This window comes from Comamonadaceae bacterium OTU4NAUVB1, assembly GCA_024372625.1.
In the GTDB taxonomy this organism is placed as follows: Bacteria; Pseudomonadota; Gammaproteobacteria; order Burkholderiales; family Burkholderiaceae_C; genus Variovorax.
This window is the reverse complement of sequence record CP099605.1, coordinates 1658241-1671897: the sequence shown is the minus strand read 5'-3', so window position 1 is coordinate 1671897 and position 13657 is coordinate 1658241. Positions and strand designations below refer to the sequence as shown.

Here is a 13657-nt window from a genome sequence, read left to right as displayed (position 1 = left end):
AGCTCTACCAGGCGCAGCGCCTGCACCCTGCCGTGCAGGGACGCGACGGTTGCATGTCGTTCGGCTTCCCTGTGGGCACCGTCTCCCCAACGTCTCAAACGCCAACTGCAGGCCGCGCAGACGCGCCGCCCCGATCAACGTCGCATCGCGGGCGACGGGGTCTGATCCGGACCGGTCAGACCGGTCGGCGCCAGAGTTGGGGTGCTCGCGACCGCGGAGGCAACGCGCGCGAAAGCAGCGCGACCACGCCTCCCCGGGCCACGAATCGAAGCTTGTCCCACCGCGACGTGGCCGCACGCTGATCCCAGGCCCGGGCGCCGCGCGCGCGCACGAGATGGCCGATGTGTCGATAGACGCCGCGTGCGGTGGCGATCGACCAGGCCGAACGGATGGGCAATGTCGCGATGCCGGTCATCGAGGAGCGGTAATAGGGCTCGGCAGCCTCCACCAGCCGGGCGGCCACGACGGCGAGCGCCGCGCGATGCTCGGAACGCGCCAGCGCGGCCGGGTCGCCCACGGGCAGACCCGCCTCGCGCAGCCATTGCGCCGGCAGGTAGACGCGGCCGATGCAGGCGTCCTCCACGATGTCGCGGGCGATGTTGGTGAACTGGAACGCCACGCCCAGGTCGCAGGCGCGGTCGAGCACGTTCGCAGGCACAGTGTCGCCGCCGCGCGTGCCCATCAGCAGGGCCATCATCACGCCGACCACACCGGCGACGCGCCAGGCGTAGCGCAGCGTGTCGTCGATGGATTCGTAGCGCACGTCCGGATCGACGTCCATCGCGAAACCGGCCAGGTGCTCCATCAGGTAATGCTCGGGGATGCCGTGCAGGCGCACGATCTGCTGCAGACCGACGAACGCCGGGTGCGTCATGGGGTCGCCGCGACAAGCTCCCAGGGTCAGGAAGCGGAGTTCGGCGATGCGTTCGGCGCCGTCGCGGCGGTCGCCGCCGATCTGTCCATGGCCGAGCGACTGGCCGTCGATCACGTCGTCGCAGTGACGGCACCACGCGTAGAGTTTTACGGCACTGTCGCGCGTGGCCGGATCGAACAGCTTCGCGGCGGCGGCGAAACTCTTGGACCCCTGGCGGATCGCCTGTTCGGCATGGCGCGACGTGCGATCGACGCTGGCGCGCCCTCCCTGGGACCAGCGATGGTTCATGCGCCCTCCTCCAGCATCAGCCCCGCCGTCGCCTTGGCCGAACCCACGACACCCGGCACGCCCGCACCCGGATGCGTGCCGGCGCCGGCGATGTAGAGGTTGCGGATCAGGCGATCCCGGTTGTGCGGGCGAAACCAGGCGCTCTGCGTCAACAGGGGTTCCAGCGAGAACGCCGAGCCCAGGTGGGCGCCCAGTTCGTCGCGGAAATCGGCGGGAGTGAAGATTCGACTGGTCACGAGATCGGCCTGCAAGTCGGGGATGTAGTACTTTTCTAGGTACTGAAGGATACGGTCCCGGAAGCGGGGCCCCTCGACGGCCCAGTCAATGTCGGCGTTGCCAAGATGGGGAACCGGCGCGAGCACGTAATGCGCGCCGCAGCCCTCGGGTGCGAGCGACGGATCGGTCACGCACGGCGCGTGCAGGTAGAGCGAGAAATCGTCGGCCAATTCCTTGCCGTGGAAGATCTCCTGGATCAGTTCGCGATAGCGTGGGCCGAAGCACACCGTGTGGTGCCGCAGGTGCTCGTGCCGGCGCTTCAGGCCGAAATGGATGACGAACAGCGACATCGAGAAGTTCTTGCGCTTCAGACGCTTGCCCTCGAGCCGACCGCGGGGCTCGTGGCCGAGCAGCGCTTCGTAGGTGTGGACCACGTCGGCGTTGCTCGCCACCATGTCGGCGGCGATGCGCTCGCCGGCCGAGGCCCCGCCGAGCACGACGCCCGTCGCGCGGCGCTTGTCGAGTTCGATGCGTTCGACGGGCGCATTCAGGCGCAGCGTCCCGCCCAGGTCCTCGAACAGGCGCACCATGCCCTGCACCAGGGCGCCGGTCCCCCCGCGCGGAAACCACACGCCCCACTCGCGCTCCAGCGCGTGGATGAGCGCGTAGATCGACGAGGTCGCGAAAGGATTGCCGCCCACCAGCAGCGAATGGAAGCTGAAGGCCTGGCGCAGGTGCTCGTCCTTGATGAATTTCGAGACCATGCTGTAGACGCTGCGCCAGGCCTGCAGCTTGGCGAGCGCCGGGCCGGCCTGCACCATGCTGCGGAACGACAGGAACGGCACCGTGCCCAGCTTGAGATAACCCTCGTCGAAGACGGCGCGGGAATAGGCGAGGAATCGCCGGTAGCCCTCGACGTCCTCGGGCGAGCGCGCGGCGATCTGGGCGTCGAGATCGGCCTGGTCGTTGGCGTAGTCGAACGGGGGCGCGTCCTCCCAGCACAGCCGGTAGAACGGCGCCACGGGGAGCAGTTCGACGTAGTCGGCCATGCGTCGTCCGGACAGGGAGAACAACTCCTCCAGGGCGGTCGGATCGGTGATGACGGTCGGTCCGGCGTCGAAGGTGAAGCCCTGGTCGCGGTAGACGTAGGCGCGTCCGCCGGGCTGGTCGCGTCCTTCCAGCAGCGTGGTCTGGACACCGGCGGACTGCAGGCGGATGGCCAATGCGAGTCCGCCGAAGCCGGCTCCCACGACGACGGCATTGCGGGCGGGTTTCATGAGGTCTTTTCCTGAAGTTCGGGCGTTCCGCGCAGGTCGGTCGCCAGGGCGGCCCGCAGCGCGGCGCCCAGCGGCACCGGCGGCTTGCCCATGAGAATTCGAAGTTGATCGGCCAGGGTCGGCCGGCCCGCGTAGAAGCGGGCGATGAGCGGCGCCGGCAGACCGTAGAAGCGCTGCATCACCCGCCAGCGCCGGGACGGTTCCGCAGCGCGGAACAGCATACGGTTGAGCAATCGGAAGAAGCTCCGGTCGCGCCAGGTCGCCAGGGCGTGGTCGCGCACGGCGGCACGGACCGCCGGGGCGTCGACGTCGGGCAGCGCCGCGAGGCGGTCGGCCAGGCGCACGGCATCGGGCAGCGAATAACCGGTGGTGGGATGGAACAGGGCCGCAGCCAGCCCGACCGGCACCGCGCCGTCTGCGGCATCGCGCCAGAACGCCTGCGCGTCGCCGGCCAGCACGATCGGCAGCACCCCGCGCTCCTCGCGAAGCACCTCGGCGATCCGCCAGCCCTGCGCGTGGACGTACGCGGCGATGCGCTCGCGCAGCACGGCGTCGTCGAGCGCCGCGCCGTCGGCGTAATAGGTGTCCTCGACGAGCAGGGTGTCGCTCGTGAACGGCAGCAGGTAGACGAAGCGGTAGGCATCGTGCTGATCGACCGTCGCGTCCATCAGCACGGGTTCCGAGAGGCCGTGCGGCGCGGTCGTGCGGATTTCCTGGCCGAGGAACTTCTGGAAACCCAGCGCGAGGTGCGGACTCGGCCGGGCGCCCCGGCCGTCGATCACGCAACGCGCCGTCAGCACGCGGCCATCGGCCAGGGTGACGGCGTGCGCGTCCAGCCGTTGCACCGCCGCCCCGAAGACCAGGCGGTCGCCCAGGCACTGGCGCAGCACGGCGTCGAAGCGCGACGACGTGACCGACGCGTAGCCGCCCTCGACCCGGCGCCGACATTGAGGAAAGCGCACGCCGTGCGCCGGCCAGCGGTGCGCCACCAGCGGCGCCACCCAGGCGTTCTGTGCCGCATCCAGGTCGGCGTCGTGGAACGACCACGTGTGGTTGCCGCCCGCCGCGTCGTCGCGCTCCAGGACGATCACGCGGAGGTCCGGACGCTGCTGCGCGAGACGCAACGCGATCAGGCCGTTGCTCAGACCGCCACCCACGAGCAGCAGGTCGCAAGCCGTCGCGTCCGACCCGTGTGGCGACCGCACGGATGCGACGGACGGGACATCGACCGCCCGCGACGACAGCATCCGCTCGATCAGCCCGACGGCCAGGGCCGTGCCGCCGGCCGCCCGCACCGCCGGCGCGAGCGATCGTGCGGCTTCGGCGAAACGGGGTTCGTCCAGCAGGCGCCGCAGCGCCTTGCGGATCGCGCCGGAGGTGGCGAGTCCCGGCAGGATGCGCAATCCCGCCCCGGCATGCACCACCCTCGCGGCGCAGCCGGGCTGGTCGAAAGCGATGGGCAGGGCCAGCATCGGCTTGCCGGCGGCCAGCGCATCCATGACGGTGTTGAGGCCGGCGTGCGTGATGACGACATCGGCGCGCGCCACGGCGTCGCGCTGCGGTGCGAAGCCGGTCACCCAGGTCGCTCCCGCGCGGCGCAGGGCATCGGCCTGCCGGGCATCGAGCCGGTCGCAATGCGCCAACAGCACCTGCGCGCCCACGTCGCGGCAGGCGCGCGCGATCCTCAGGAACAGCCGGAAACGCCCGCCCTGCAGCGTGCCGAGCGAGGCGAACACGAAGGGCCGGTCGTGGACGATGCCGGGCGCGTGGCGTTCGAGCGCCTCCTCGGCGTCCATCGGGCCGCGCAGCGGACCCACCGCCTGCAGCACGGCGGGTGCGGCTTCGCGCGCGAAGTCGAAGCCCGCCACCGTCTGCGCGAGCTGCAGCGAAGGCGACAGGCACTGGTCGATGCGTGTGCGAGGCGGCAGACCGAAGGCGGCCGCATGACGCGCGATGACTTCGGCGTGCGGTCGCATGAGCCAGTCGTAGACGCGCTCGCTGCCCTGGTTCATCTGCAGGCCCGCCGGATCGGTGGCGAGCGCCCAGTGCATCACCGGCAAGGGCACCCGAGGCTCGCGGTTGACCGGCAACGCGCAGGCGACGGAGACGAACGGCAACCCCAGATGCGCCGCGACCAAGCCACCCGCCGCCTCCATCTGATCGGCGATGACGACATCGACGCCCAGCGCACGCAGCCGCCCGGGGGCCTCGCGGCAAAGCATGTCGGTGGCCTCGGCCACGTCGCGGATCACGCGGCGCAGACCCGACGGCCCCCCGGGACGGGCGGCGCGCGCGACGACGCCGTCGAGCGAACCGGACGGATGGGTCGCCGCGCCCAGCGCATGGAATTCGACGTGGGGGCTGCGGATCAGTGCACCGACATCGGCCTGGTGCAACCAGCTGATGCGATGTCCCCGTGAATGCAATGCGTCCGCCAGGGCTTCGAGTGCCCGGATGTGGCTGGTGAAAGGTGGCGCGAGGATCGCAAAGTGGGGCATGAGCGGCCGTGGAGGATCGGTCCATTCTGGGGAGTCGCCAGAGTGCGCGCTGTCGGCCGACACCGCTTTGACATTTGTCACGCTATAAAAAAGCATTCATGCTTTCCACCTCCGTTCTCCGACCCCCACCGGCATCCGATGCGATCGCATCGATGGATCCCGTGGCCCACGTGGACGCGCTGCGATCGCGTGTCGATGAACGCCTGCTGGCATGGATTCCGGCGCCCGCGTCCGACACCGACACGGTTTCCCGCGCGATGCATGCCTGCGTCATGGCACCGGGCAAGCGCCTGCGGCCCTTGCTGCTGCTGCTGGCGGCGCAGGACATGGGCGTGGAAGCCAGCGACGTCATCGACGCCGCCTGCGCACTGGAGATGGTGCACGCCGCATCCCTCGCGCTGGACGATCTCCCGTGCATGGACGACGCGCAGATGCGTCGCGGCCAGCCGGCCCTGCACGTGCTCCACGGCGACGACGTCGCCATCCTGGCGGCGGTCGCCCTGCTGGGACAGGCTTTCGTCGCCGCGGGCAGCAGCACGCTGGCGCCCGCCGTGCGGGTGCGGTGCATGACCATCCTGGCCGAAGCCATCGGACCCCGGGGCCTGGTGGGCGGTCAATGCCGCGACCTGCGCGACGGACGCGTCCAGCGCAGCGCCGAGTCGATCGTGCAGACCAACCAGCTCAAGACCGGCTCGCTGTTCACCGCCGCGGTCGAGATCGCGGCGCTGGCCGCGCACGCCGACGCCACGACGCGGACGGCGCTCGTGACCTTCGCCTGCGAACTGGGTCAGGCCTTCCAGCTCGCCGACGACATCGCCGACGCGTGCGGGACGGCCTCGACCCTGGGCAAGGACGTCGGCCGCGACGCAGGCAAGTCGACCCTCGTCGCGCTCCTGGGACTGACGGCCGCGCGCGACTGCCTGGCCCAGCACATGACGCAAGCCCAGGCGTCGCTGCGGCTGGCGTTGGGCCCCGACGCCTCGCTGGCGCGCTACGCGCGCCAGCTGATCCGCAGCGACTGAGCCACCCCGATCTTCGGCCCCCAACGAAAAAAAGGGGCACGAGGCCCCTTGGTCATCGCCGGCATGCCGGTGCGAAGCCCAGGAGGGCTTCGCGTGAATCAGCGCACGACCGAGATCTGCGTGCGGGCACCGCCCTTGTAGGTGAACAGCGTCAAAGCGCCATTCTTGATGTCGCCCTTCTCGTCGAACACGATCGGACCGGTCAGCCCCTTGTGGTCGATCTTGCCGACTTCGGGCAGGTACTTTTCCGGGTCGATGGACCCGGCCTTTTCCATGGCCGCGGCCAGGACCTGGACGGCGTCGTACACGTACGGTGCGTAGATCTGCACCTCGACGCCGTTCTTCTCCTTGAATTTCGCCTTCCAGCTGTCCAGCGGTCCCTTGAAGTCGCCATCGACCCCGCCGGCCTCGGCGCACACCACCATGTCCTCGCCGATCGCATCGCCGGCGAGCTTGGCCAGCTCGCCCGTGCAGAGGCCGTCGCCACCCATGAACTTGACGTTCATGCCGAGCTGCTTGACCTGCTTGAGCATCGGGCCACCGACCGCGTCCATGCCGCCGAAGAACAGCACGTCGGGCTTGGTGCCCTTGAGCTTGGTCAGGATGGCATTGAAGTCGGTCGACTTGTCGGTCGTGAACTCGTGGCCCACGATGGTCGCCCCGGCCGCCTTGGCGGCCTTCTCGAACTCCTCGGCGACGCCCTGGCCGTAGGCCGTGCGGTCGTCGATGACGGCGATGTTCTTGGCCTTGAGCGTGTCGACCGCGTAGCGCCCGAGCGTGCCGCCGAGCTGCGTGTCGTCGGCGACGACGCGGAACGTCGTCTTGAAACCCTGACGGGTGTACTTGGGATTGGTCGCCGATGGCGAGATCTGCGGGATGCCGGCGTCGCTGTAGAGCTTGGAAGCGGGAATCGTGGTGCCGGAATTCAGGTGGCCCACCACGCCGTTGACCTTGCTGTCGACCAGCTTCTGGGCGACGGCGGTGCCCTGCTTGGGATCGCCGGCGTCGTCCTCGGCCAGGAGTTCAAATTTGGCGGTCTTGCCACCGATCTTCACGCCCTTGGCGTTGAGGTCCTCGATGGCCATCTTGGCACCCAGCTCGTTGTCCTTGCCCAGGTGGGCGATCGCGCCGCTGACCGGACCGACGTGACCGATCTTCACGACGATCGTCTCGCCCGCGGGAGCGGCGGCCGGCGCGGCGGCCGTGGGCGTCGCGGCGGTCGGCGCGGCGGCCTCGTCCTTCTTGCCACAGGCCACCAGCGTCAGGGCGGCCAGTGCGACCGCGGTCCATTTCAATTGCATGAGAAAACTCCAGGGAACGAGTTGAGAGTGATGGGGAAACCGGTCGTCGAAACCGACCGCGACGTCGCAGCAAGTTCCGCGCCGTGCCGGCTCCGCCCGCATCGGTGCATGTCTGAACCGCGCGCAGTGTAGCCCGCGCGCGAAGGCTTCAAACGCCGGGCGACCGGGGGTTTTCCGCAAGTTCGCGGGCCACGGCCTCGCTCACCAGCGCCCGCAACGCGGCCTGCATGTCGCGTCGCAGAAGCGGCACCATGACATCGAGCTGTGCCTCGACGGCGGCGGCCACGGCGTCGCCCAGGCGGGTTTCGAGTTCGCCGTCGATCCGGGTCATGAGGCGTTGCAGGACGCGCTCCTCGACCGAGGCGGTGTCGACCTCGTCGGCCACCGGGCCGGGCGCGATCACCGCCGTCAGCGTGGGAACGAACCGCGGCGGCGTGCGTGGCTGGACCGGTTCGGTCATGGGCGCCCCGCCGCCTGGAAATCGTGCCGCGTGATGGCGTAGCCGCGGTCGGCGTAGTGGCGCCAGCGCACCCGGGCGCGCTGCCGGTCGGACTCGTCGTCGCTGACGATGTCTATCAGGCGTTCGAAGCGCCCGAATCCCGCCGGGACCTCGCCCCCCAGGTTCAGCATCACCTGGTGGTGCGGCGCCGCCGTCGCCCCACCCACCGCGAGCACCACGGGCGAGCGGGCCAGCATGCCGGGCGCGGCATCGGCGCGGCAATGCGCGATGAAGTCGACCGGCGACAGCTGCCACAGCGCGGTGTCCACCGCGTCGAGGGTCTCGGCATCGCCGACCACCACCACGCGGGCGTCGCGGGTCGCGACGGCCTTGCGCAGCAGCCGGCAGGCATGGTGGACCCGGTCGGGCGTGTTGAAGTGGAAATCGATGCCGGTCACGATGCGTTGCGCGCGGGCTTCGCGATGGACCCGGACGACGGCGTGTCGGACTTGCGGCGCGACGAGCGCTTGCGCGGTGCCGCCGGCGCCTCGGCATCGGCGATGCCCGCTTCCGCCTGTGCCAGCAGGTAGGCCAGCAGCAGGCCGACCGGCCTTCCGGTCGATCCCTTGGCGGCACCGCTCTTCCATGCCGTGCCGGCGATGTCGAGGTGCGCCCACGGAAAATCGGCGGCGAAGCGCTGCAGGAACTTCGCCGCGGTGATGGCGCCGCCGGCCCGGCCGCCGATGTTGGCGACATCGGCGTAACTGGTCTTCAGGCCGTCGGCATAGTCTTCGTCCAGCGGCATGCGCCAGCAACGGTCCAGCGCGCGCTCGCCGGCTTCCGACAGCGCGGTCGCGAGCGCGTCGTCCGAAGCGAACAGGCCGCTGCGCACGCCGCCGAGCGCCACCACGCAGGCGCCCGTCAGCGTGGCGATGTCGATCACGGCGCGAGGCGTGAAACGCTGGGCGTACGTCAAGGCGTCGCACAGCACCAGGCGGCCCTCGGCGTCGGTGTTGAGGACCTCGATGGTCTGGCCGCTCATGCTCGTCACGACGTCACCGGGCTTGAGCGCGCGGCCGCTCACCATGTTCTCGCACGACGGGATCAATCCGACGACGTTGATCGCCGGCCGGATCTCGCCAAGGGCGCGGAACACGCCCAGCACGCTGGCCGCACCGCACATGTCGTACTTCATCTCGTCCATGTCGGCGGCGGGCTTGATCGAGACGCCGCCGGTGTCGAAGGTGATGCCCTTGCCCACCAGCACGACCGGCGCCTCGGCCTTGCCCGCGCCCTGGTAGCGCAGCACGATGAAGCGCAGCGGCTCGTCGGAGCCCTGCGCCACGCCCATGAAGGAGCCCATGCCGAGCTTGGCGACCTCCTTGGGGCCGAGCACCTCGCACTGGATGCGCGACAGGGCGGCGAGTTCGCGCGCGGCCTCGCCCAGCATCGTGGGCGTGGCGTGGTTGGACGGACGGTTGCCCCACTCCTTGGCCAGCTCGATGCCCGCCACCGTCGCCGACGCCTGCGCGAACGCGTCGGCCGCGGCGCCCGAGTCGGTCAGGCCGAGCACCAGCTGACGGACGCTGCGCGCCTCTGCCTTCGGCTTGGTCGTGACGTAGACATAGGTGGCGTCCGCGACGGCCAGCACCGCGGCATGCACCGCGGGCGGCTGCGTGGGGGCTGCGAAGACGATCGTCAGGCGCTTCGGATTGGCGGCCTTGACCGCGCCGACGCCCGCCAGCACGGCGCTTCGCACCGAGGCCGGAAGGCCGTCGCCGATCGAGACCAGCACCACGCGCGGTGCCGCGATGCCGGCGGGCCGGTAGAGCGCCAGCGACTTGCCCGCCTTGGCCGGCAGGTCGCCCGCCTGCCGGACCTGCGCGAGCAACGCGGCCAGCGCGTCGTCTGCGGCCGCCGACGGAGGCGTCGACGCCACCTCGACCCCGGTGGATTCGGCGACGAGCACGATCAGCGCGTCGGTCTTTTCATTCGCCGCCTGGGCGGTCGTGAGGGTCTTGAGCTGGAAGTCCATAATCCTTTTTTTCCTCCGACGATGTTATTTCATTCCTCCCTTCGCAAGGAGCTGTCGCGCAGCTTCAGCGCCACCCTGGTGGTCCTGGCCACCATCGTGATGACCATGATGCTGATCCGAACGCTGGGCCTGGCCTCCAAGGGCAGCGTCGATCCGTCGGACGTGCTGCTGGTCATGGCCTACACGGTGCTCGGCTACATGCCCACCATCCTCAGCCTGAGCCTGTTCGTGGCGATCGTGGGCACGCTCTCGCGCATGTACGCCGACAGCGAGATGGTGATCTGGTTCTCCAGCGGCCGCGGGCTGGTCGATTTCGTGAAGCCGCTCTTCCGCTTCGCGTGGCCGGTGCTGGTGCTGGTCGGGCTGCTGGCGGTGTTCGGGTGGCCCTGGGCCAATTCGCAGACGCAGGGCATGCGCGACCAGTACGAGCGCCGCGGCGATCTCGAACGCATCACGCCCGGCGAATTCCGTGAATCGGCCGGGCGCAACCGCGTCTTCTTCATCGACAAGGACACGCCCGACGGCGCGACGGCGACCAACGTCTTCATCTCCTCGATCGAGCGCGGCAAGCAGCTCGTGACCTCCGCGCGCAGCGGCCGCATCGACACCATCGACGAGGCGCGCTATCTGCTGCTGAGCAACGGCCAGCGCCTGGAGCGACCGCTCGGGGCCGGGCCGCTGAAGATCAGCGAGTTCGGCACCTACGGCGCCCGTGTGGGCGGTGACGCGGGCGGGTCGCTCCAGGCCAAGCCGTCCCGCTCGCTGCCCACGGCGGCGCTCCTGGCGGACCCGACGCCGATCAACCGCGGGGAGCTGGGCTGGCGCATGGGCATGCTGCTGGCCGGCGCGAACTTCGTGCTGCTGGCCCTCACGCTGACCAGCGTGAACCCGCGCGTGGGCCGCAGCGGCAACTTGATGCTGGCCTTCTTCGCCTTCGTGGTCTACCTCAACCTCATCAATCTGGGACAGAGCTGGGTCGGCTCGGGACGCATCGGAATGGCGGTCTACCTGGTCGCGTTGCACGGCGGCGTGCTGGCCTTGACCGCCCTGTGGCTGGCCAAGCGCAACAACAACTGGGGCCGGCGCGGGCGCGGCGCCGTCGGGCCCTCGACCCCGGGAGCGCGACCGTGAGAACCATCCGCCGGCTGATCTACGCGGAGGTGCTGAAGTCGGTCGCCTTCGTCACCCTGGGCTTCCTGGCCCTGTTCTTCTTCTTCGACTTCATCGACGAACTCTCCAGCATCGGCCGCGCCGACAGCATGGACTACGGCGTGCCCCAGGCGCTGCTCTACGTCGTGCTGCTGGTGCCCAGCCACCTCTACGAACTGCTGCCCATCGCTGTGCTCATCGGCACGATCTTCGTGATGGCGCGCCTGGCGCAGAGTTCGGAATACACCATCCTTCGCACCAGCGGCCTGGGGCCATGGCGCGCGCTGCGCACCCTGCTGCTGCTGGGACTGGGCTTCGTGGTCCTGACCTTCGCCGTCGGCGACTACGTGGCGCCCTACGCGGACCGCGGCGCGCAGTTGCTCAAGTCGCGCTATCGCGGCGAGATGTACGCGGCCGCCGCCGGCACCACCGGTGCCTGGCTCAAGGAGAAACAGGGCGACATGTCGTACGCGGTCAACGTCTCGGCGTTGAACCGGGAAGGCGTGCTGGTGGCACCGCGCATCTTCGAATTCGACGCGAAGGGCTACGTCTCGTCGCAGACCTCGGCCGCCACGGCCCGCATCGTCGACGGGGCCTGGGTGCTGTCGCAGGTCGAGCGCCAGCGCTACGACACGCGCAACGCCAAGGACACGGCCCGCATCGAGACGACCGCGATGCCCGAATGGAAATGGCCGACGTCGCTGACCACCGAGATGATCTCGGTCGCGTTGCTCAAGCCCGAGCGCATGCCCACCATCGACCTGTTCGAGTACATCCGCCACCTGGAAGCCAATGCGCAGACGGCGCAGCGCTACGAGATCCAGTTCTGGCGCAAGGTCTTCTATCCCCTGTCCTGCCTGGTGATGGTGGTGCTCGCCCTGCCTTTCGCCTACCTGCACTTCCGCCAGAAGGGCATCACCAGCTACGTGTTCGGCGGCGTGATGATCGGCATCAGCTTCTTCCTGCTCAACAACGTGTTCGGCTACATCGGCAACCTGAGCAACTGGTTGCCATGGCTCACGGCGGCGGCGCCGGGGTTGATCTACACCGTGCTCTCGCTGGCGACCTTCGGCTGGCTGGTGCTGCGGCGCTAGCGCGCGGCACCCGCGTCACCGCACTGCTGTTTCCTCTCTCACTGCTGCCTCGATGACCGACTCCCAGACTCCTCCCACCGCGCCGCGCCGCGGCGTCCTGCTCTTCGCTCACGGCTCGCGCGACGCACGCTGGCGTGAACCGGTCGAGGCCGTGGCCGCCCGTGTCCGGTCGCAGGATCCCGACGTCCGGGTCGCCTGCTCCTACCTGGAGATGGTGGCGCCCGACCTGCCCACGGCGGCGGCGCAGTTGGCGGCCGAAGGCGTGAACGCGCTGCGCATCGTTCCGCTCTTCCTGGGCATCGGCAAGCACGCGCGCGAGGACCTGCCCCTGCTCGTCGATGCCCTGCGCGAGGCCCATCCCTCGGTCGAGGTGACCGTGGCATCGGCGGTCGGCGAGGATCCGCGCGTCATCGATCTGCTGGCCCACATCGCCCTGGACGGCTGAATACCATCGTTCCTATAGATTCTCAAGGCATAATGAATTACATATAAAAACAAATTCGTTATGAACCTGCATCAATTCCGATTCGTCCAGGAAGCCGTCCGGCGCAACCTCAACCTGACCGAAGCCGCCAAGGCGCTCCACACGTCGCAGCCTGGCGTGTCCAAGGCGATCATCGAACTCGAGGAAGAGCTCGGCGTCGAGATCTTCGCGCGGCACGGCAAGCGCCTCAAGCGCGTGACCGAACCCGGTCAGCACGTCATCGAGAGCATCGGGCTCATCATGCGCGAGGTCGGCAACCTCAAGCGCATCGGCGAGCAGTTCAGCGCCCAGGACAGTGGCACGCTGTCCATCGCCACCACGCACACGCAGGCGCGCTATGTGCTGCCCATCCCGGTGGTGAACCTGCGCGAGGCCTACCCCAAGGTCAACGTCAGCCTGCACCAGGGCTCGCCCGATCAGGTGGCGCGGATGGTGATCGACGAAATCGCGGAGATCGGCATCGCCACCGAATCGCTCGACGGCTATGCCGAGCTGGTCACGCTCCCGTGCTACGAATGGCAGCACGTGCTGGTGCTTCCCAAGGACCATCCGCTGGTCGCCAAGGAACGCCTGACGCTCGACGACCTCGCCGCCGAGCCGATCATCACCTACCACCCTTCCTTCACCGGGCGCACGCGCATCGACCACGCCTTCGCGCAGAAGAAGCTCACGCCCCGCATCGCGCTGGAGGCGATCGATTCGGACGTCATCAAGACGTACGTGCGGCTCGGGCTGGGCATCGGCATCGTGGCCGAGATGGCGGTGCGCGACGACTCCAACGCCGACCTCGTGGTGCGGCCGATGGGTCACATCTTCGGCAGCAACGTCGCCCGCGTCGCCTTCAAGCGCAGCGCCTACCTGCGCAACTTCGTCTTCAAGTTCGCCGAACTGCTCAGCGACCGACTCGACCGCAACCTGATCGCAAAGGCCCTGAGCGGCCACGCCGAGGACTACGAACTGTGACCACGTCCACCCCTCCG

General features: G+C 69.2%; 12 protein-coding genes. 5 read left to right on the top strand and 7 right to left on the bottom strand.

Annotated features, from left to right (window positions below; all coding sequences use genetic code 11):
- Positions 1 to 175 precede the first annotated feature (175 nt).
- The 3 genes from NF681_11220 to crtY are packed head-to-tail and all read right to left on the bottom strand — an operon-like array spanning position 176 to position 5153.
- The gene (locus tag NF681_11220) at positions 176 to 1162 is read right to left on the bottom strand and encodes a phytoene/squalene synthase family protein (protein ID UST52914.1); all 987 of its coding nucleotides are present in this window, start codon (positions 1160 to 1162) and stop codon (positions 176 to 178) included.
- Positions 1159 to 2655, bottom strand: coding sequence for a phytoene desaturase (locus tag NF681_11215; protein ID UST52913.1), 1497 nt, complete (start codon positions 2653 to 2655; stop codon positions 1159 to 1161). Before NF681_11215 ends, NF681_11220 begins: the two co-directional genes overlap by 4 nt.
- The gene (gene crtY / locus NF681_11210; protein UST52912.1) at positions 2652 to 5153 is read right to left on the bottom strand and encodes a lycopene beta-cyclase CrtY; all 2502 of its coding nucleotides are present in this window, start codon (positions 5151 to 5153) and stop codon (positions 2652 to 2654) included. Before crtY ends, NF681_11215 begins: the two co-directional genes overlap by 4 nt.
- A gap of 152 nt (positions 5154 to 5305) precedes the next feature.
- Here crtY and NF681_11205 point away from each other — a divergent pair, with 152 nt between their 5' ends.
- Complete coding sequence (locus tag NF681_11205) at positions 5306 to 6175, top strand: polyprenyl synthetase family protein (protein ID UST52911.1); 870 nt, start codon at positions 5306 to 5308, stop codon at positions 6173 to 6175.
- 98 nt (positions 6176 to 6273) lie between these two features.
- Here NF681_11205 and NF681_11200 read toward each other — a convergent pair whose 3' ends face one another.
- The 4 genes from NF681_11200 to NF681_11185 all read right to left on the bottom strand — a co-directional run bounded on the left by NF681_11200 (position 6274) and on the right by NF681_11185 (position 9950).
- On the bottom strand, positions 6274 to 7476 hold the full coding sequence (locus NF681_11200; GenBank protein UST52910.1) for a branched-chain amino acid ABC transporter substrate-binding protein: 1203 nt from the start codon (positions 7474 to 7476) through the stop codon (positions 6274 to 6276).
- A 148-nt stretch (positions 7477 to 7624) separates the two neighbouring features.
- Positions 7625 to 7936 (bottom strand): hypothetical protein, encoded by a 312-nt coding sequence (locus NF681_11195; protein UST52909.1) that lies wholly within the window; start codon positions 7934 to 7936, stop codon positions 7625 to 7627.
- The gene (locus tag NF681_11190; protein UST52908.1) at positions 7933 to 8373 is read right to left on the bottom strand and encodes a DNA polymerase III subunit chi; all 441 of its coding nucleotides are present in this window, start codon (positions 8371 to 8373) and stop codon (positions 7933 to 7935) included. The genes NF681_11195 and NF681_11190 overlap by 4 nt, the downstream gene beginning before the upstream one ends.
- A complete protein-coding gene (locus tag NF681_11185; GenBank protein ID UST52907.1) occupies positions 8370 to 9950 on the bottom strand; it encodes a leucyl aminopeptidase in 1581 nt (526 codons plus the stop codon). Before NF681_11185 ends, NF681_11190 begins: the two co-directional genes overlap by 4 nt.
- A gap of 21 nt (positions 9951 to 9971) precedes the next feature.
- Between NF681_11185 and lptF the strand changes: the two genes are divergently transcribed.
- The 4 genes from lptF to NF681_11165 are packed head-to-tail and all read left to right on the top strand — an operon-like array spanning position 9972 to position 13640.
- Complete coding sequence (lptF, locus tag NF681_11180) at positions 9972 to 11081, top strand: LPS export ABC transporter permease LptF (protein UST52906.1); 1110 nt, start codon at positions 9972 to 9974, stop codon at positions 11079 to 11081.
- Positions 11078 to 12193 (top strand): LPS export ABC transporter permease LptG, encoded by a 1116-nt coding sequence (gene lptG, locus NF681_11175; protein UST52905.1) that lies wholly within the window; start codon positions 11078 to 11080, stop codon positions 12191 to 12193. Before lptF ends, lptG begins: the two co-directional genes overlap by 4 nt.
- A gap of 52 nt (positions 12194 to 12245) precedes the next feature.
- Positions 12246 to 12638 (top strand): CbiX/SirB N-terminal domain-containing protein, encoded by a 393-nt coding sequence (locus tag NF681_11170; GenBank protein ID UST52904.1) that lies wholly within the window; start codon positions 12246 to 12248, stop codon positions 12636 to 12638.
- A gap of 60 nt (positions 12639 to 12698) precedes the next feature.
- Positions 12699 to 13640, top strand: coding sequence for a CysB family HTH-type transcriptional regulator (locus tag NF681_11165; GenBank protein UST52903.1), 942 nt, complete (start codon positions 12699 to 12701; stop codon positions 13638 to 13640).
- Positions 13641 to 13657: the final 17 nt, after the last annotated feature.